Genomic DNA, 16,295 nt, shown 5'->3' on the forward strand with positions numbered 1-16,295 from the left:
CGCTCTGAATGGTCAGGACAGCAAACTGCACTGCCATCGTCCCACTCGAACGGATGTGCCCTGCGGATGATCCCGGAGTCGAAGTCGCCAGCCAACCGCCTCCTCCCGCGTCAGCGGGTTAGTTCAAGTATCATTATCTCGGGCTATCCCCCGCCTTGCAAAAGGCTGTCATGACGCAGATGCTTGACGAAGCAGGCGGGTCGGCGTTGGACGGGCACTTTCGACTTGGTAGAGGCCTCGAGGCGTACACTGGCGTGAAATTCGATCTTTCTCGAAAAGTGTCCACTGATATCGTCGGGAAAGCGAGCTTCAATAAAGGCTGCGCCGAGAAGAAGATTGTCTCGAACATGTATTTGAGAAAGGTCACTCTCAAAGAGATAAGCGTCATTCCCTTTCCGGAAACGATTTTCGCCGAAAGCATACCGGCCCATATTGTGGTCGCGAGTGCGGACGGGGCGTATATTGCGCCATGCGCCACCTGTCTTCAGATTTACCCCGGATAAGAAGTGATCAGTGGCAATTCGAAGGGCCGCTCCAGGACCAATATGCCTTTTGCATGCTCGTTGGTGGTGTTGTGCGGAGTCGTCGAGCTCATGAGGCAGAATTCGGCCATGAGCGGCCCCTCGATTCCACCGCCCGGTTGGGGCGCAGCAGCCCCGTCCCAAGTTGGAAGGAGCCAAACGTGCAAGTCAAACGGGTAGTTGCCAACTTCAAGGCGCTCGATCTTGATCGGGCCCGGGCGTTCTATCGAGATATCCTCGGCCTCGAGCTTTTGATGGACCACGGGTGGATCCAGATCTATGGTTCTCAGACCGAGATGACCATTCAGGTGAGCTTCGCCGCAGAGGGAGGTTCCGGCACGCCAGTACCGGACCTATCGATTGAAGTAGACGATGTGGACGCAGCACTTGAACGCATGAAGGCTGCGGGCTTTGCCATCGAATATGGTCCGGTCGACGAACCTTGGGGTGTCCGTCGGTTCTTCGTTCGCGACCCATTCGAGAAACTGGTCAATATCCTTGCGCACACCTGAGCGCCGTCCACGGGTTGTGCGGAATCGAAGAGGAATTGACCGTCCGCTTCGGAGCGCCGCGAATTTCCGCTTCGGGTCGCTCTATGCCGCTTGCATGAAAAGCCGCGCCCGCGGCGATCGCCAGGCTTGGTCGTCGGGCGCTAGCCGGCCCCGAACGGCCGTTCGCAAGCCGAGCGTTGGTGTCCACAGCCGCTTGCCATATTCGGTGCCTGCAGGGTCCTGAGAGACTCTCGGGAATCGAGCTTCGAATGCCTGAACCTGCGTTATTGCGAGCGCCACTACGGCCCTCGCATGTCGGCCGACGGTAGTCGGTTTGACAGCAAGCTGATCTGGGACGCGATCTTCTTCGCATCCTCCGGCGTCGCGGGATTGTAGACACACATGCTGAGATCAGTCCGGCCGTCGACGGAGAAGGTCGAATATTCGAAGGCGAGCGGGCCGAGCACCGGATGGCGGATGCGCTTGATGACCTCGCCGTGGACCTCTCGAACCTCGTTGTCGCGCCACATCACCTTGAACTCGGGACTGAGCCGGCACAGCTCATCAACAAGAGGCGCCACCTCCGTTGCCGCTCCCGCACGCGCGGCATCGACCCGGAATGCACCGATGATGTGGCGCGCGACGCTCTCCCAGTCATACTGCACGGCGCGCGCACGCGGATCAAGGAAAATAGTGCGCAGCACATTGCGTTGGTTTGGCGGCAGGGAGCCATAGTCGCCCAACATGACAGTGGCCGCCCGATTCCAGGCAAGGACGTTCCAGGTGGCAGTGCGAATGAGGGCGGGGCTGGGGTCCAAGGCGTCGAGGACACGCTGCAGCCGAGGCGTGACACCTTCCTTCTCTTGGTAGCGGGCTTCGGGCGGCCGCCCGAGGCCAACTAGAAAAAGGTGCTCGCGCTCGACATCCGTCAGCATCAGGGCCCGCGATATTCGATCGAGCACATCGGCCGAGGGGGCACCCCCGCGACCTTGTTCGAGCCACGTGTACCAGGTGGGGCTGATATTGGCGCGCTGCGCCACTTCCTCACGGCGCAGCCCAGGCGTCCGCCGGCGCTCTGCGGGAAAGCCGAGTACTGCGGGATCAAGCTTCATCCGCCGGTCCCGCAAATAGGCGGCGAGGAGGTTTTCGTTGTCCTGGCGCGACTTCATGCTGTTAGTAGTCTTACCACGATAATGTCACTACTTTACCGGAACACTCGCAAAGCTGAGACTTGTCTCCAGCGAAAGTTGGAGACAGGTTCATGCGCGTTTTCATCACCGGCGCCACCGGATTTATCGGCATTCCCACCGTTAAGGAACTGATTGCTGCGGGACATAAGGTTCTCGGCATGGCTCGTTCAGACGAGGGAGAAAAAGCCCTGGCAGCTATTGGAGCAGACGTACATCGCGGTTCGCTTGAAGACCTCGAAAGCCTTCGGAGGGGCGCAGCGGCGGCCGATGCCGTCATTCACTTGGGCTTTATTCACGACTGGTCCAACTTTGCAAGGTCTTGCGAGGTCGATCGCCGCGCGATCGAAGCTTTGGGCTCAGTCCTCGCTGGCTCAGATCGGCTTCTGATTGCCACGTCGGGGACGGCAGGATTAGCCGGGCCGGGCCAGGTCGCGACCGAGTACGATGACGTGCCGCCAGATTTCCCCTTTCCCCGCGTCTCCGAGCAGACGGCGCTATCACTGGGGGGCGTGCGCGCCTCGGTGGTGCGGCTTCCCCAAGTTCACAACACAATGCGGCAAGGGCTTCTGACTTACGCTGTTGCTGTGGCGCGCGAGAAAGGCGTGTCAGCCTATGTCGGGGAAGGACGCAACCGCTGGGCAGCGGCACACATCTCGGATGTCGCCCGTCTTTACCGGTTGGCGCTGGAAAAAAACGAAGCGGGCGCGAAATATCATGCGGTGGCTGAAGAAGGCGTGCTGATGCTGAATATTGCCGAAGCCATCGGCCGCGGGCTGAAAGTGCCCACAAGATCCATATCCGCGGGAGAAGCTTCGACGCACTTTGGTTGGCTGGCAATGTTCGCTAGCCGCGACCTTGTGGCATCAAGCGAAAAGACGCGGAGGACGCTCGGCTGGACTCCGACCGGGCCCGGGCTGATTGCCGATCTAGAACGGCTTGGCGCCTCGAATAGCTGAAGCATGCAGGCTGTATTTGAGAAAGGTCACTCTCAAAGAGATAAGCGTCATTCCCTTTCCGGAAACGATTTTCGCCGAAAGCATACCGGCCCATATTGTGGTCGCGAGTGCGGAGGGGGCGTATATTGCGCCATGCGCCACCTGTCTTCAGATTTACCCCGGATAAGAAGTGATCAGTGGCAATTCGAAGGGCCGCTCCAGGACCAATATGCCTTTTGCATGCTCGTTGGTGGTGTTGTGCGGAGTCGTCGGGCTCATGAGGCAGAATTCGGCCAGCAGCGGTCCTCTATACCTTGCAGTCGAATGACTGCTTTGTGGTTGCTGGGCTATCGCCCGCTTGCTTTGTCAGCGGCCATCAGTTCTAGAAGATTGCCGTCGATATCGCGAAAGAACACTGATTGACCTGGCTGTCTATCGGCCGTCATCCGTGCAACCGGACCTTCAAGGATGTTGACGTTTTTTCCTTCGAGCAGGTCGAGCATTTCACTCACCGAGCCATTCCAGCGGAGGCATATGTCGGCCGCCCCTACCGTTGGGCGCTCGGCGACCAGATCGACCCCGTTGCCTTTTTGATGAATGCTCAGGACCGCGCCGCCGATTGCAAGTTGGCGCACGAGCACCCGGCCGTCTATGACATGCTCGGCGACGACTTCTGTCCCGAAAAGGTCATCGTAAAATGCACAGCTTCCCGCGAGGTCAGCTACGGTGATAGCAACATGATCGATTGCAAGGATTCGTGACATACGGACCTCCAAGAAAGGAACCATCCTATGCGCGAATAGTGAGCTGTGAATTAGAAGGCTACCATTTTGGCCAGCGTGATTCCGATTTGGAAAAGCTGCCGCTCATTATCTAGTTGCGACTGACCGAAGAGGGTCGGCATGAGGCATTGGCCAGACGCGTTCCGCACGCAGTACGAGAGAGTCGTCCATCGCAGTAAAGCCGCGATCGTTCGGCGCCAGCGGCACCGCTTCGAGGAGATTGTCCAGCAGTTCAACGGGTTTCTGATAGCACATGGCGTCCTCCCACCAGGGTTCGCACAGTGGTCGAGCACGACGGGTTCCCGACGAGATCGGGCTGTGCGCTGTTGAGAGTATAGGCGCGCGACGGCGCGCAGCGGTGATCGGGTTGTAAGCTTGGAAGGTCGACAGTGAGCGACCGAAAGAGCGCGTTTTGACGTCACTAGCTGCCGGATGGACTAGAATGGCATCGCGCCAGATCGCACAAAGCCTTGTGGAACGGGGCTTTGGCTGACTTCAGCCAAAATTGCACAATGAAACCGCTTGCTTCATGGCCGCCTACAACGCGCGATTCGCGAAGCCGCCGCGCAGCGCGTTCGATGCACACTGGCCGTTACGGGCTGACGAGAGTCTGGATCTGGTACTCACGTGGCGCGAGCCGCGCAAGGTCACGAAGGCGCTCACGGTGCAGTACGACCGCGTGCTGTACCTGCTGGATGACACGCCTGAGCACCGCAGGCTGATCGACCGGTACATTGAGGTCTGGGAGTATCCGGATGGCCGTATCGAGCTGAGGGCCGATGGACGCCTACTGACCTGCCGGCAATATGACCGGCTTGCTGAAATCGATCAGGGCGCGATCGTTGAACACAAGCGTCTGGCTCACGTCCTTCAGGTGTCGCAGGCGATCCAGGCGCAGCGCGATAACCGGCGCATTGGCAAGGCGCCCTCACGGACTCACCGGGGTGCCGAAACCCGGGCTCAAGGCACTTCGCCAGGCAAACAGAAGCAACGTGAATTTACGCAGGCCGATGTTGAACAGGTGATCGTAGATCTGGCGCAACAAAGAAAGGGGCCAGTTCAGTCACGCAAACCTGGCCGTCGGTCTGCAAGGGATCTCGCAGCAGACGTCAGCGCCCTGCCCGTTCAGGCCCCATCCTTCGACACTACGTGAGGACAAACCCATCAGATACGGACCCTAATCCCTCCAAACGAGGACATTTGAATCTGGCTGGAAAGCGGGCATTTGAATCTGGCAATGACACAAGTTTTAGACGATAAACTGTCAAACATGAAAACGCGTCAGTCCCTGCACACCTCGCACTCCATCCCGGCCGAACCGTCAGCGTTTCCGGATGCTGACCGACTTGCGGCGCTGCGCGGCTGGTATGCTGGCCTGTCCTCGCGGGCCGCCGTGGACCGCTACCTGCCCCACGTCCGGCGCCGGGTGAATCGGCGCGCGGCATCATCGGCGCCATCCGCCGTGAGTTTGTTAGCATTGCCCTAGAACGCCAGCGCACCGATCTGGCCGATCTGTTCCAGCACCCTGTCGGTGAACGGATCGAGCGGGCAGGTGCAATCGCGCACGCGATTGACATCCTGCGTACGCTGCCCGCACCGCAACCGAAAATCGCCGATGACATCGGCCTTTGGCTCGCACCCCGCGCTGTGCGCGCGCTGCGTGCGTATGGCATTGCGACTCTCGCTGACCTGACGGTTCGCGTGCCCCGCCGCCGCCGCTGGTGGAGCGTAGTGCCGGGGCTGGGCCAGACAAGCGCCCGTCAGATCGAGGCGTTTTTTGAGGCCCACCCCAGCTAACGGAGCGCGCCCGGGCGCTGGTTGCGGTAAGCATCCCCAGCGTTGTTGTTTCCTGGGAACGGTTACGGATACCCCATGAGGTCGATGGTTCGCACGGCAGCTTCCGCGCGCCCCGGCAGGCCTGCGCGCTCGACGCAAACAACGATTACGAAGCGGTACAGGCATGGCTTGCCCTGCACGAAACCATCGCCACGCAAAGTGCATACCGCAAGGAAGCCGAGCGCCTGATCCTGTGGGCCATCGTCGAGCGCGGGCGGGCGCTGTCCTCACTCACGACCGAGGACGCCATTGCATACCGCAGTTTCCTTCGGCACCCGCAGCCGCGCGAGCGCTGGATCGGACCGCCACGACCGCGTAGCGCTCCCGAGTGGCGTCCGTTCGCCGGCAACCTGTCGGCGCGCTCGACCGCCTACGCGCTTTCCGTTCTCGGCGCGCTGTTTCGCTGGCTCATCGAACAGCGCTATGTGCTCACCAACCCGTTTGCCGGCATCAACGTCCGAGGCAAGACACGCGTGAAACCGCTCGACACGTCACGCGGCTTCACCGAAGGCGAATGGGGGCTGGTTCGCACGATCGCCAACGGACTGGAGTGGTCCTATGGTTGGGGAACACTGGCCGCACAGCGATTGCGCTTCCTGCTCGACTTCTCGTACGCGACAGGCCTGCGGGCAAGCGAATTCATTGGCGCGAGACTTGGGGACATTCGTACGGGTGCAGACGGCGCCCATTGGCTCAACCTCGTCGGTAAAGGCGGCAAGGCTGGCAAGGTAGCGTTGCCGTCACTCGCCCGAACCGCACTCGAGCAGTATCTCGTCCAGAGGCACCTGCCGGTGACGCCGAAGCGCTGGGATCCAAAGACCCCGTTACTGGCAAGCGTTGACGAGGAAGGCGCAACAGCCATCACCCGTTCCCGACTGTGGTATGTGTTGCGTCGATTTTTTCATCTGGCCGCCGATGTCATCGGCACCGATCATCCCGTGCTGGCCGAAAAGTTGCGACGCGCCAGTCCCCACTGGACACGGCATACGCACGCCACGCATGCACTCGCCCGCGGCGCGGAGTTGACGGCGGTACGCGACAACCTTCGGCACGCCTCGATTGCGACAACCTCGATCTATCTCCAGGGCGACGAAATCAAACGCTACCGGCAGATGGACGAGGCGTTCGCCGCACCATAGGCGGGCACCCAAGCTGCGGGTTTCATCCGCTTAGCGTGCTCTATTTTCTGTTTCCTGAAGCGAGCCCAAATAGAGTATCTGCGAGAGTGATAGCTGCGGGCTCAGCGCCTGATCTGCTGCATATGCCTCGAGCCGCTCCCACGATCTGGACTTGTCATTTAACGCGTCGACGTGCAGCCGAGGGAAGTCGGCGTCCTCAAGAAGCGTGTGCAGGATGCGTCCGAGCCGCGGCAGGCGGCGGCCCCTTTCGCCAACGCCGCCCCCTGATCCCGTCGAGCCGCCCGGCCGTGCCGCACCTTCATGCAGGTCCAGATAGTCAAGCGCGTCGGCCACCGGTCTGAGCGGATTGTGCTGGCCTGGCCGCGCGCAATCACCGGCCGGCCCAACGTTTTCCGGCTCCGGTGTCTGCCGGAACGACGCCAGTGCGCAGTGGTGCTCGCCGTACTGGTGCATGCGCACGAAATGACGCGGGCCGTCTTCACGCACCCGGGCGGTCAACCGCGGCCGGCCACAGGGTGCTCTGACGCAGTCGCACTCGAGCCACAGACGCACATGTCGTCCGTCGTGCATCTCTTCGAGCACGGCTTCCACGAGTCTGACGTCCTCAGGCCGCACTTGCTGTCCGTCGCCGCAGAACCGCCGCACAGCTGCAGCTTCGTCTGCACTAAGATGTCGCCTCACCGTCCCGGGGTGATCCCGCTCGACAAGTTCCATGTTGCGCTCAGTGTGAAGGTCGGACGAGCATCGCGAGGATGTGCACGCTCAGGATCGACACCTCGTAGTCACGCAACCAGCCATTCATCTGGCGGGCGAACGGTGGGGTGCATACAGCTGCGCGTGTAGCCGTGTCTGATACAAGTGGTGTCGGTGGCTGGGACGCGAACGACAGCCGTTCAAGGCGGACGATGCGTGATGAATGGCTGTCGCGCAGGCCAAGAACTGGGGCGAGTTGCAAGTGAAGGGCACCGACGAATTCCGCCGGCAGGCGTGGATTGCGGCCGAACTCGCGGGCATCCCGACACGTGGATTCCGGCCGGATGCGCAGGATCGTGCCACGCTGCAGTCGGCGCCCGAAGCGATGCGTATTGCCGCGGGCGAGCGCGACAGAATGACGATGCCGCGCGTACCAACACGGTCGAGGCGGCGTCGGGCGAGAAGAAGCCCGACCAGCCGGAGGCTGCCCGCGCAAATGCGGCACCGGAAAGGGCTGCGGGGGGCGCTGCGCCGCACGGCCGCGATCTTCGCGCTCGGCTATCACACGGTGCGTCGCTGGTGGCGTTGGCTGGCCACGCAGAACGAGAACTTCTCTTTCCATCTGCGCAGCCGGTTCGCATCGCTCGGACGCAGTGCCGATCGCACCGGTTTCTGGCTTGCCTGTTTCCAGCTGATGCCCTTGTGCGAGGCAATGGGATGGCTCGATGACGACGGCGTTGCTGTCCCGTGATCGACTGATGCCCGTGCGTTGCGCGACGGCGCTGTTCGTGCTGTAACGGGCACCCCACACAGTCTGCTCACTGCCCGGCGTCGCGCATTGGCGGTTTCATACGGGTTCCCTCAACTCTCGAAGGAGAACGTATGATCGAAGTCGATCCGAAGGCGCTGTTTCGCCTGTCGGTGCTCGGTCCGCTCGTCAGCCGCGAACGGTTGGGCCGCGGCGAGCTGCTGCAGATCGTGCAACAGCTCGCGCAGCAGGAATACGCCATCCCAGGCTCGCGCCGACGGCATATCAGCGAGAAGACGCTGCTCAAGTGGTACTACGCATGGCGACGTGAGGGGCTGACGGGACTTGCCGATCGCGCCCGCACGGACATCGGCCGCTCGAAGCTGCCCGAGCCTGTACAGACCGCCGTGCTCGCGGCCAAACGCGAGAACCCGCGACGCTCGATCCGCCAGATCCGGCTGTTGCTGGAGGCGGCCGGCATCGTGCCGCACGACACGCTCTCGCGCTGCGCGGTACACCGTCTGCTCAAGGCGCACGGCATCTCGCGCATTGCTGGCCCCGATGTCGTGCCCGAGGAGAAGCGCAGCTTTGAGGCCGAGTATGCCGGTTCGATCTGGTACGGCGATGTGCTGCACGGCCCGACACTGTCCTTCGGCGGCCAGCGCACGAAGACGTACCTTGTGTCGTTGATGGACGACGCCTCACGGCTCATCGCCCACAGCGCGTTCTGTACCTCGGAGACGGCGCTGGACATCGAGGGCGTGCTCAAACAGGCGCTGCTCAGGCGTCGTGTGCCGAAGACGCTCGTCGTCGATAACGGCGCCGCCTATCGCGCCTCAACGCTGCAGGGCATCTGCGCGCAGCTGGCGATCCGGCTCGTGCATTGCCGGCCCTATGCACCCGAAGGCAAGGGCAAGCTCGAGCGCTGGCACCGCACGTTACGCGAGCGGTTCCTCGCCGAACTCGACGCGACACATATCCGTGACATGGCGGACCTGAACGCGCGGTTGTGGGCATGGGTTGAGCAGGTCTACCATCGCCGCAAACACAGCGCACTTGGCGAACACACGCCGCTCTCGCGCTACCAGCAGGACCTGCCGCGCATCCGGCAGCTCGGTATGCTGGCCGCACGACTGGACGAACAGTTCCTGCATCGCATCGCGCGGCATGTCCGTCGCGATGGCACCGTCTCGTTCAATGGCAAACGCTTCGAGGTCCCGTACGAGCTCACCGGACAGACGGTATTGCTCGTGGTAGATCCGCACGCCCGCACCGTCCTTCGCGTCGAGAGCCAGACCGGCCAGGCGCTGGGCGCCGCCACCGCGCTGGACGCCGTCGCCAACAATACGCGCCGGCGGCAGCGGCCGCGGGCCGTGCCCATCACGAATGTCGTCACGCCGGGGCCGAACCTGCTCGAACTGGTGCATCAGCGTCACTACCGGCAGGAGGCCTGAGCATGTACCGGCAACACTTCGGCCTGCGCGCAGCGCCGCTGGACAAGGATTCGACGGACCTCTGGGATGACGGCGCACTCGCCCAGCTCACCGAGCGCTTCCAGTGGCTGCTCGGCAGCCCCGGTATTGGCCTGCTGACTGGCGAGCCCGGCGTGGGCAAGACCGCAGCGCTACGGCATCTCACGCGCAGCCTCAATCCGCATCGCTATCACGTCATCTATCTGGCCGAAACGGAGTTCGGCCGCATCGACCTATACCGCTCGCTCGCCCGGTCGCTCGGACTGGAGCCCAGCTACCGGCGTGCTGACCTCTGGCGTGATCTCAAGCAGCGCATTACCGAGCTCGTCGAAGGCAAGCAGTTGCTCGTGGTATGGATCATCGACGAGGCGCAGAACCTGCCCATCGAGTTCTTCCGTGACTTCCCGTCGTTCCTCAACTTCGCGTTCGATTCACGCAACCTGCTCACAGTATGGCTGGCCGCGCATCCGTGCCTGGCCACCACGCTCGAGCGCGCGCCGTATGCCGCCCTGTACGGTCGTATCCAGGCGCGTGTGCAACTCAAGCCCGTAATCGAGCGCGAGCGCTTCGCGCAACTGATTGCGCACGCCCTGAAGAGCGCCGGCTGCACGCATACGCTGCTGGCCGACTCCGGGCTCGAACTGTTGCGGCAGGCCTCACGCGGTTTGCCGCGACAGGCCGGGCGCATCCTGCGCACCGCCATGCAACTGGCCGTGCCCCGCGGCCTGAACCATCTGCCCGACGAACTGCTGCAACAGGCTATAGAGGAGTTCCGGTGAGCAGGCGCCGCAAACACCCGAAGGCGTCTCGCACGGCGCCGAAGATCATGTCCCGACCGCCTGCACTACCCGAACTGACGGATAAAGCCGCCGCGCAGATCCAGCGACTGCTGGGCGACTGGCTCCTGTGGTTCAGCGCGGCATACGGCGAACAGATCCGTCGCTGCAACGAACCGTGGACGGCACCGCCACGCGAACCACCTCCCTCTCATCGCATCGACGATCCCTTCTGACGACACAGCAGCCCCGAGCTTAACAGCCGGGGCTGCGTTCGTTGTGCCGTGCGTCAAACGCGCGATGCCACGCACGTATCGTCTTCTTGCATCTCGCGTTCAATTAGCAAGGACTTCTACTCGACTGGCCCGCGACAATCAGCGTCGTCTCGCCTCGAATATCTCGCGATACCGAACCCCGAATACCGCGAGACGTAACAACCAGCGAACCGCGCAGCTGATGACGATGGCAGGGAAGCGGTGACCGTGATAAAGCGACTTTCTTTTCTTCATCGCTTCATTCTACCCCCGCTACTGCGTCAACTTGACAGAGCCCTTCACCGGGCTCACCCTGGATCCGTCCAATTCCTGAGCAAATGTACGTCCTGTGCGCTCTTGCGTCGTGAATACCTCAACGTGACAACGCCCTATTTCGCGATCAGCTGGCGCAAGCAGGATCACGCAGTCTTTGAGATTGATCAACCGGCAACAAGTTTGAAGCGTGTCTATCTTGTGCCGTGCCTATCGAGTCGGGCAAAATGATCTTGCCTGTTCTGGCTCCGGATGGATGTGATCTTTCTTTGAATGTCGACTATTGCAATTCACTCAATCATCTGAAAATCGGGGTGACAGGATTTTATCTCTCCAGAGGCCGTAATTGATTCAAAAGCTACCGATCAACGATCAAGGAACCCATCATGCAGACTCGTAAAATGAAGGTGCGCCGGGAACCGTGGAGGCTGGTTGGTTTAAGCTAATAGCGTACGCCGGACTCAGCTCTCGCGCGCCTGTTGAGCACTATCTGGCGGCTCGCAAGGCTGCCGGACAATCGGCGCGCGGTATGCTCGGGAACATCCGGCGAGATCTCATGCTGTTTGCCAACAGCCGTCACAGGCCGGATCTCGCCGCGGTGTTTCAGCACACGCCAGAAGAGCTGCAAGCACGCGCCAGCGCCGTCGAACGAGCAATCAAGCTGTTGCCCACGCTGCCGGTGCCGCAACCCCAGATCAGCGACGCGGTCGACGCAAGGAGGATGAGATGGATTATGCATCGATGCTCCAACCCCACAATGCCGAGGCCGCAGGCACGTGGGGAAGTGCAGGGCGGCAATATGAACGAGTTAGTCAATCAATCTCCGATGCGATTGAGCATTGCGTTATTCGCGTCGCTCCGCAGCCCGGCGAGCGCGTTCTGGACGTGGCCACGGGTACAGGGTGGGCCGCACGGCGCATCGCTGCCCGTGGCGCAAGCGGTATAGGAATTGACTTGGCAGCAAATCTCATCGAGACCGCCAAAGCGTATGCGGCTGATGCGCAATTATCCTTCGAGTTCCAAGTGGGCGATGCGGAGGCGCTGCAATTCGAGGATCAAAGCTTCGACGCCGTCATTTCGACATTCGGCGTTATGTTTGCCAGCGATCCGGACGCGGCGGCCTCGGAGTTGGCGCGGGTCTGCAAACCGGGGGGCAGGCTGGGAATTGCATCCTGGCCTTCCGACGGTACGGTCGCTGGGTTGTTCAAAATCATGCAGCCATATGTGACGCGACCTCCCGTGCCACTACCAACGTCGCCATTTGCCTGGGGGAACACAGATTACGTTAAGAAGCTGCTTGGAGCGGCCTTCGACTTGCGCTTTGAGAGCGGCACTACCGTCTTGCGCGAACTGAACGGGTCTATCGTGTGGGAGTTGTCCGTGGAGAGCTACGGCCCCATTAAAACCTTGGCCGCGAGCATGGATCCGGACAGCCGCGAGCGCCTAAGGCAGGATTTCATAACATATCACGAAGGGTTTCAGTCCGAGTTGGGGATTGCGATGCCGCGGGAGTACCTCGTGGCTATCGGCATCCGAAAGTAGCCTTCGGGTATTGGCCAGACACACACACTGAACCGCGCCGGGTTTTCCGGAGGCTCCACTTCTTGAGAAAATGGAGCTATGGAAAATACCAAGAAGAAGTCCCCACGGTACTCGCCGGAAGTTCGTGAGCGGGCTGTGCGAATGGTGCTGGAACATCAAGGCGACCGTGACTCGCAATGGAAGGTAATCGGGTTGTGTCGCGTTAAGGACGATGGCGTCGCCTCGACTGCAGCCGAACAATTCTATTCTCTCGTGATGTAAGCAATCCTCTTCACCTTAGGCGCCTGATCGTCGCATCGTCCTTAACGCGACACAACCTGAAATGCGCCGTCCAGTGGCGCGTACACCCAATGGCCGAGATCGCGCGGCTCACCCATCCTTTGGGCGAAACCATGCACCCGCTCAGCAACTCGAGGAAGCTGGCTTGCGAGCGAAGCGGCACGGCGGTAAGCAGAACGTTGATCCATTCACTCAGGTAAAACTCAGAAACTCAGTGCGTTTCGACAAGGACATGGGCAATCGCAAGAGAACCGAAAACGATTCCCATTGGCCCGCCGCGCTGCTTGCGCTAAAACCTCGCGCAAGCAGCGCGGCGGACTCACGATTGCCCTTCTATGTCAAGTTTTTCCGAATTGCGAATCATTTGTCAGGGCCCTTCATCGGGGTGCTGAATGTCTAAACTCGAGGATTGTAAGTAAAGGTCTGTGCTGTATCTTCCTCGAACCGCGACGCGCAATTCAGGACACAATCGAGTCGTCCGAACGCCTTCACACATGCGAGCACAAGTTGCCTCACCTGTTCTTCGTTCGAAAGGTCTGCGCAAAGGGAAATCGCGCGTCCCCCTCGCGTTGCTATCTGATCAACAACCTCCTGCGCTTCGCGCTTCGATTCGTGATGGTGCACGGCAACGTCCCATCCTCGGGCGGCAAACCCCAAGGCCACCGCCCGACCGATTCGTCGGGCGCCTCCCGTCACAAGCACCGATTGCCTACGAGAGCGGTCGTGATGAATCGCTGGTTCAGTCATAACACAAGTTCAATTTCAGGCAGGCTCAGGCTCGGCTTGCGTTTTCGCCCCACCCCTCGATCACTGTGACAAGGCATAGCGTCGGAACTTCAAATCTCGAGGTTATCAATAAGGCGTGTGCTGCCGAGACGCGCTGCTGCTAGCACAACGAGCTTTTGCTCGACGACTTCCGGCTCCGTTGGAGAGCGTAAGTCGGCCTGTTTTCGGACCGAGATGTAATCGGGCTTCCAGCCTCGATCGACGAGCGTTGAGAATGCGCGCCGCTCGATTCGCCGAATATCTTGTCGCCCGGCCAAGATATCCTCGCGCACGCTGTTGAGGAGCCGATGCAGCGTGGGCGCCTCCACCCGTTGCTCGGGCGTCAGAAAGCGATTGCGCGATGACAGCGCCAGTCCATCGATGTCGCGGATGGTTTCGCCGGCTATGACATCCGTGGGCATGGCGAACTGCTTACACATTTCTCGAACTATCATCAGTTGTTGGTAGTCCTTTTTTCCAAACACCGTCACGCGCGGCTGCGCGCATAACAGCAGCTTCATTACGACCGTGCAAACGCCTTGAAAGAAACCAGGCCGGAATTCACCCTCCAGCATGTCGCCAAGGCCGCCAGGAGGCTGGACACGATACTCTTGCACCTGCGGAAAGAGGTCCCGCTCCGTCGGGGCAAAGACAACGTACACATTCTCCTTCTGAAGTTTCTCCAGGTCCGCCTCGAGGGTTCTCGGATAACGCTCGAAATCTTCGCCTAGTCCAAACTGCAGCGGATTCACGAAAATGCTGGTGACGACCGGATCGCCATGCTGCCGTGCGAGCCTGATAAGCGAAAGATGCCCTGCATGCAGATTGCCCATGGTCGGCACGAAGGCCGTGCGGTTTTGTCCGCGCAACTGAGCTCTCAACTCCTCGATAGACCGAATCAGTTTCATACTAGAACTTGCCCCTGAGATTCACCTGGCACTGCTCACATGTTCGGATAATTCGGACCGCCACCGCCTTCGGGCGTCACCCACACGATGTTCTGCGTCGGGTCTTGATGTCACAGGTCTTGCAGTGCACGCAGTTCTGCGCGTTGATCTGCAGACGGTCGCTGTCATCGTCGTTCTTCACGAACTCGTACACCGCGGCCGGGCAGAAGCGCGCTTCCGGGCCCGCGTAGGTGCGCAGGTTCACGATCACGGGTACGCTCGCATCCTTGAGCGTCAAGTGCGCGGGCTGGTTCTCTTCGTGGTTCGTGTTCGAAATGAACACCGACGAGAGCCGGTCGAACGTGAGCTTGCCGTCGGGTTTCGGGTACTCGATCGGCTTGCACTGCGACGCAGGCTTGAGCATTTCATGGTCGCGATGCTGGTGATGCAGCGTCCACGGCACGTTGCCGCCCAGCAGCTTCTGCTCGATGCCCACCATCAGCGTGCCCAGGTACAGGCCCTTCTCATCCACTGCTTGAAGTTGCGCGCCTTGTACAGCTCCGTGTAGAGCCACGACTGCCTGAACGCTTCCGGTTCAACGTCGAGTGCAGACGACCATGATTGTAGAAGCTCAGCCAATCAAGTACCTCGTCCATCGCCTTGCGACGCGTCGCAAAGCGCCGGCCGTGAATGCGCGCCTGCTTGAGCGATCCCCACAGGCTCTCGGTCGGCGAATTGTCCCAGCAATTGGCCTTTCTGCTCATCGAGCAACGCATGCCGTAGCCCTTGAGCAGCGCCTGGAATTCGTCGCTGCAATATTGGCTCCCACGGTCGCTGTGCAGGATCAGGCCGGCTTCGGGGCGACGGCGGAACCACGCCATACGCAATGCGTCAGAAACCAGCTCCATACGCATGTGCGGTTTGAGCGACCAGCCCACGACCTGTCGGCTGAACAGGTCCAGGATGACGGTGAGGTACAGCCAGCCCTCTTCGGTCCAGAGGTACGTGATGTCTGTCGTCCAGACCTGATCGGGCTTCGCCGGCGAGAAGTCACGTTGCAGCAGGTTCGGCGCAACCGGCAAGTTGTGCTGGCTATCAGTTGTGGCCTTGAACCGTCGCCTGGTGCGTGCCCTGATGCCATGCAGCTTCGTCAGCCGCTGAATCCGGTCCTTGCTCACGCGAATGCCCTGCGCCAGCAGCTTTTTCCACACGCGCGGCCAGCCGTACTCGCCTTTGGATTCGGCATGGACTGCGCGAATGTGGATCAGCAGCGCATCGTTGCTGATACGGCGGCGCGGCCGATCAGGATCAACGTCGCGCGCCTTCCGGTTGTGATAACCGCTGGGGCTGACACCCAGCGCCTCGCAGGCCACGGAAACCGGCCATTGTCGGCTGTGCCGCTCAATCCAGGCGTACTTCATGCCGACACCTTTGCAAAGTACGCCGTGGCTTTTTCCAATATGTCGCGCTCCATCTTCACACGGGCCAACTCGGCACGCAGCCGGGCAATCTCCATCTGTTCGGCCGATACCTGTTTGCCTGCGCCATTGAGCTTGCCAGCATCGTCGGCCTTGATCAAGGTGTTCAGCGTCTGCGTGCTGATCCCCAGAATCTTCGCCGTGGCCGACTGGCTCTGGCCGTTACGCACCATGCGCACCGCTTCAACCTTGAACTCCAGCGTGTACCGCGCCCTCGGGTTACCCATTGCTCAA

At 60.9% G+C, this 16,295-nt stretch carries 15 protein-coding genes and 4 pseudogenes; 11 read left to right on the forward strand and 8 right to left on the reverse strand.

The features are described from left to right. Nucleotides 1–170 precede the first annotated feature (170 nt). Both AB3X94_RS38485 and AB3X94_RS38490 read left to right on the forward strand, forming a co-directional pair. On the forward strand, nucleotides 171–503 hold the full coding sequence (locus AB3X94_RS38485; RefSeq protein WP_368594037.1) for a hypothetical protein: 333 nt from the start codon (nucleotides 171–173) through the stop codon (nucleotides 501–503). A gap of 179 nt (nucleotides 504–682) precedes the next feature. Continuing rightward, the gene (locus AB3X94_RS38490) at nucleotides 683–1,033 is read left to right on the forward strand and encodes a VOC family protein (protein ID WP_368594038.1); all 351 of its coding nucleotides are present in this window, start codon (nucleotides 683–685) and stop codon (nucleotides 1,031–1,033) included. Nucleotides 1,034–1,311: 278 nt separating this feature from the next. Here AB3X94_RS38490 and AB3X94_RS38495 read toward each other — a convergent pair whose 3' ends face one another. Beyond that, nucleotides 1,312–2,181 carry a helix-turn-helix transcriptional regulator gene (locus tag AB3X94_RS38495; RefSeq protein WP_368594039.1) on the reverse strand — a complete coding sequence of 290 codons (870 nt, stop codon included), beginning with the start codon at nucleotides 2,179–2,181 and terminating at the stop codon, nucleotides 1,312–1,314. 92 nt (nucleotides 2,182–2,273) lie between these two features. Between AB3X94_RS38495 and AB3X94_RS38500 the strand changes: the two genes are divergently transcribed. Then, the gene (locus tag AB3X94_RS38500) at nucleotides 2,274–3,158 is read left to right on the forward strand and encodes an SDR family oxidoreductase (protein ID WP_368594040.1); all 885 of its coding nucleotides are present in this window, start codon (nucleotides 2,274–2,276) and stop codon (nucleotides 3,156–3,158) included. Between the two features lie 326 nt (nucleotides 3,159–3,484). On the opposite strand, the gene AB3X94_RS38505 is transcribed toward AB3X94_RS38500, so the two are convergent. Continuing rightward, entirely contained in the window at nucleotides 3,485–3,901 is a 417-nt protein-coding gene (locus tag AB3X94_RS38505) for a VOC family protein (RefSeq protein ID WP_176112334.1), read from the reverse strand. A gap of 544 nt (nucleotides 3,902–4,445) precedes the next feature. Between AB3X94_RS38505 and AB3X94_RS38510 the strand changes: the two are divergent. Then, nucleotides 4,446–5,072: pseudogene (locus AB3X94_RS38510) on the forward strand (ISNCY family transposase); the annotation flags it as partial. Nucleotides 5,073–5,189: 117 nt separating this feature from the next. After that, nucleotides 5,190–6,894: pseudogene (locus tag AB3X94_RS38515) on the forward strand (phage integrase family protein). A gap of 30 nt (nucleotides 6,895–6,924) precedes the next feature. Here the strand turns inward: AB3X94_RS38515 and AB3X94_RS38520 are convergent. After that, complete coding sequence (locus tag AB3X94_RS38520) at nucleotides 6,925–7,485, reverse strand: hypothetical protein (RefSeq protein WP_246392544.1); 561 nt, start codon at nucleotides 7,483–7,485, stop codon at nucleotides 6,925–6,927. A 325-nt stretch (nucleotides 7,486–7,810) separates the two neighbouring features. On the opposite strand from AB3X94_RS38520, the gene AB3X94_RS38525 reads away from it, so the two are divergent. From AB3X94_RS38525 to AB3X94_RS38540, 4 genes are all read left to right on the forward strand, one after another. Then, the gene (locus AB3X94_RS38525; protein WP_368614274.1) at nucleotides 7,811–8,338 is read left to right on the forward strand and encodes an LPD7 domain-containing protein; all 528 of its coding nucleotides are present in this window, start codon (nucleotides 7,811–7,813) and stop codon (nucleotides 8,336–8,338) included. Between the two features lie 131 nt (nucleotides 8,339–8,469). Next, on the forward strand, nucleotides 8,470–9,789 hold the full coding sequence (locus tag AB3X94_RS38530) for a DDE-type integrase/transposase/recombinase (protein ID WP_368614275.1): 1,320 nt from the start codon (nucleotides 8,470–8,472) through the stop codon (nucleotides 9,787–9,789). 2 nt (nucleotides 9,790–9,791) lie between these two features. Continuing rightward, entirely contained in the window at nucleotides 9,792–10,586 is a 795-nt protein-coding gene (locus AB3X94_RS38535) for an ExeA family protein (protein ID WP_368594043.1), read from the forward strand. 47 nt (nucleotides 10,587–10,633) lie between these two features. After that, nucleotides 10,634–10,819 carry a hypothetical protein gene (locus AB3X94_RS38540; RefSeq protein WP_217710345.1) on the forward strand — a complete coding sequence of 62 codons (186 nt, stop codon included), beginning with the start codon at nucleotides 10,634–10,636 and terminating at the stop codon, nucleotides 10,817–10,819. Nucleotides 10,820–11,020: 201 nt separating this feature from the next. On the opposite strand, the pseudogene AB3X94_RS38545 reads toward AB3X94_RS38540, so the two are convergent. Further along, nucleotides 11,021–11,092: pseudogene (locus AB3X94_RS38545) on the reverse strand (IS6 family transposase); the annotation flags it as partial. 469 nt (nucleotides 11,093–11,561) lie between these two features. On the opposite strand from AB3X94_RS38545, the pseudogene AB3X94_RS38550 reads away from it, so the two are divergent. Then, nucleotides 11,562–11,822, forward strand: a pseudogene (locus tag AB3X94_RS38550) (integrase); the annotation flags it as partial. 14 nt (nucleotides 11,823–11,836) lie between these two features. After that, nucleotides 11,837–12,652 (forward strand): class I SAM-dependent methyltransferase, encoded by an 816-nt coding sequence (locus tag AB3X94_RS38555; RefSeq protein WP_368614276.1) that lies wholly within the window; start codon nucleotides 11,837–11,839, stop codon nucleotides 12,650–12,652. A 675-nt stretch (nucleotides 12,653–13,327) separates the two neighbouring features. On the opposite strand, the gene AB3X94_RS38560 is transcribed toward AB3X94_RS38555, so the two are convergent. The 4 genes from AB3X94_RS38560 to AB3X94_RS38575 form a co-directional block, all read right to left on the reverse strand. Next, nucleotides 13,328–13,678, reverse strand: coding sequence for an SDR family NAD(P)-dependent oxidoreductase (locus AB3X94_RS38560; protein WP_176112340.1), 351 nt, complete (start codon nucleotides 13,676–13,678; stop codon nucleotides 13,328–13,330). An 89-nt stretch (nucleotides 13,679–13,767) separates the two neighbouring features. Then, complete coding sequence (gene panC, locus AB3X94_RS38565) at nucleotides 13,768–14,604, reverse strand: pantoate--beta-alanine ligase (RefSeq protein ID WP_368594045.1); 837 nt, start codon at nucleotides 14,602–14,604, stop codon at nucleotides 13,768–13,770. Between the two features lie 76 nt (nucleotides 14,605–14,680). Then, nucleotides 14,681–15,115, reverse strand: a complete 435-nt coding sequence (locus AB3X94_RS38570; RefSeq protein ID WP_368614277.1) for a 4Fe-4S dicluster domain-containing protein — start codon at nucleotides 15,113–15,115, stop codon at nucleotides 14,681–14,683. Continuing rightward, nucleotides 15,108–16,288, reverse strand: a protein-coding gene (locus AB3X94_RS38575) for an IS3 family transposase (RefSeq protein ID WP_368594047.1) whose coding sequence is annotated in 2 segments (ribosomal slippage) — nucleotides 15,108–16,030 and nucleotides 16,030–16,288 — 1,182 coding nt in all. Because the reading frame shifts where the segments join, the coding sequence is not laid out codon by codon here. Before AB3X94_RS38575 ends, AB3X94_RS38570 begins: the two co-directional genes overlap by 8 nt. Between the last annotated feature and the right edge of the window lie 7 nt (nucleotides 16,289–16,295).

It is taken from the genome of Paraburkholderia sp. BR10923 (assembly GCF_040948765.1).
Lineage (GTDB): Bacteria > Pseudomonadota > Gammaproteobacteria > Burkholderiales > Burkholderiaceae > Paraburkholderia > Paraburkholderia youngii.

Excerpts from the sequence above, each read along its gene's own strand:
- AB3X94_RS38485 (WP_368594037.1), top strand. The coding sequence starts at position 171 with ATGACGCAGATGCTTGACGAAGCAGGCGGGTCGGCGTTGGACGGGCAC.
- AB3X94_RS38495 (WP_368594039.1), bottom strand. The coding sequence starts at position 2,181 with ATGAAGTCGCGCCAGGACAACGAAAACCTCCTCGCCGCCTATTTGCGG.
- AB3X94_RS38500 (WP_368594040.1), top strand. The coding sequence starts at position 2,274 with ATGCGCGTTTTCATCACCGGCGCCACCGGATTTATCGGCATTCCCACC.
- AB3X94_RS38505 (WP_176112334.1), bottom strand. The coding sequence starts at position 3,901 with ATGTCACGAATCCTTGCAATCGATCATGTTGCTATCACCGTAGCTGAC.
- AB3X94_RS38525 (WP_368614274.1), top strand. The coding sequence starts at position 7,811 with ATGGCTGTCGCGCAGGCCAAGAACTGGGGCGAGTTGCAAGTGAAGGGC.
- AB3X94_RS38530 (WP_368614275.1), top strand. The coding sequence starts at position 8,470 with ATGATCGAAGTCGATCCGAAGGCGCTGTTTCGCCTGTCGGTGCTCGGT.
- AB3X94_RS38535 (WP_368594043.1), top strand. The coding sequence starts at position 9,792 with ATGTACCGGCAACACTTCGGCCTGCGCGCAGCGCCGCTGGACAAGGAT.
- AB3X94_RS38540 (WP_217710345.1), top strand. The coding sequence starts at position 10,634 with ATGTCCCGACCGCCTGCACTACCCGAACTGACGGATAAAGCCGCCGCG.
- AB3X94_RS38555 (WP_368614276.1), top strand. The coding sequence starts at position 11,837 with ATGGATTATGCATCGATGCTCCAACCCCACAATGCCGAGGCCGCAGGC.
- AB3X94_RS38560 (WP_176112340.1), bottom strand. The coding sequence starts at position 13,678 with ATGACTGAACCAGCGATTCATCACGACCGCTCTCGTAGGCAATCGGTG.
- panC (WP_368594045.1), bottom strand. The coding sequence starts at position 14,604 with ATGAAACTGATTCGGTCTATCGAGGAGTTGAGAGCTCAGTTGCGCGGA.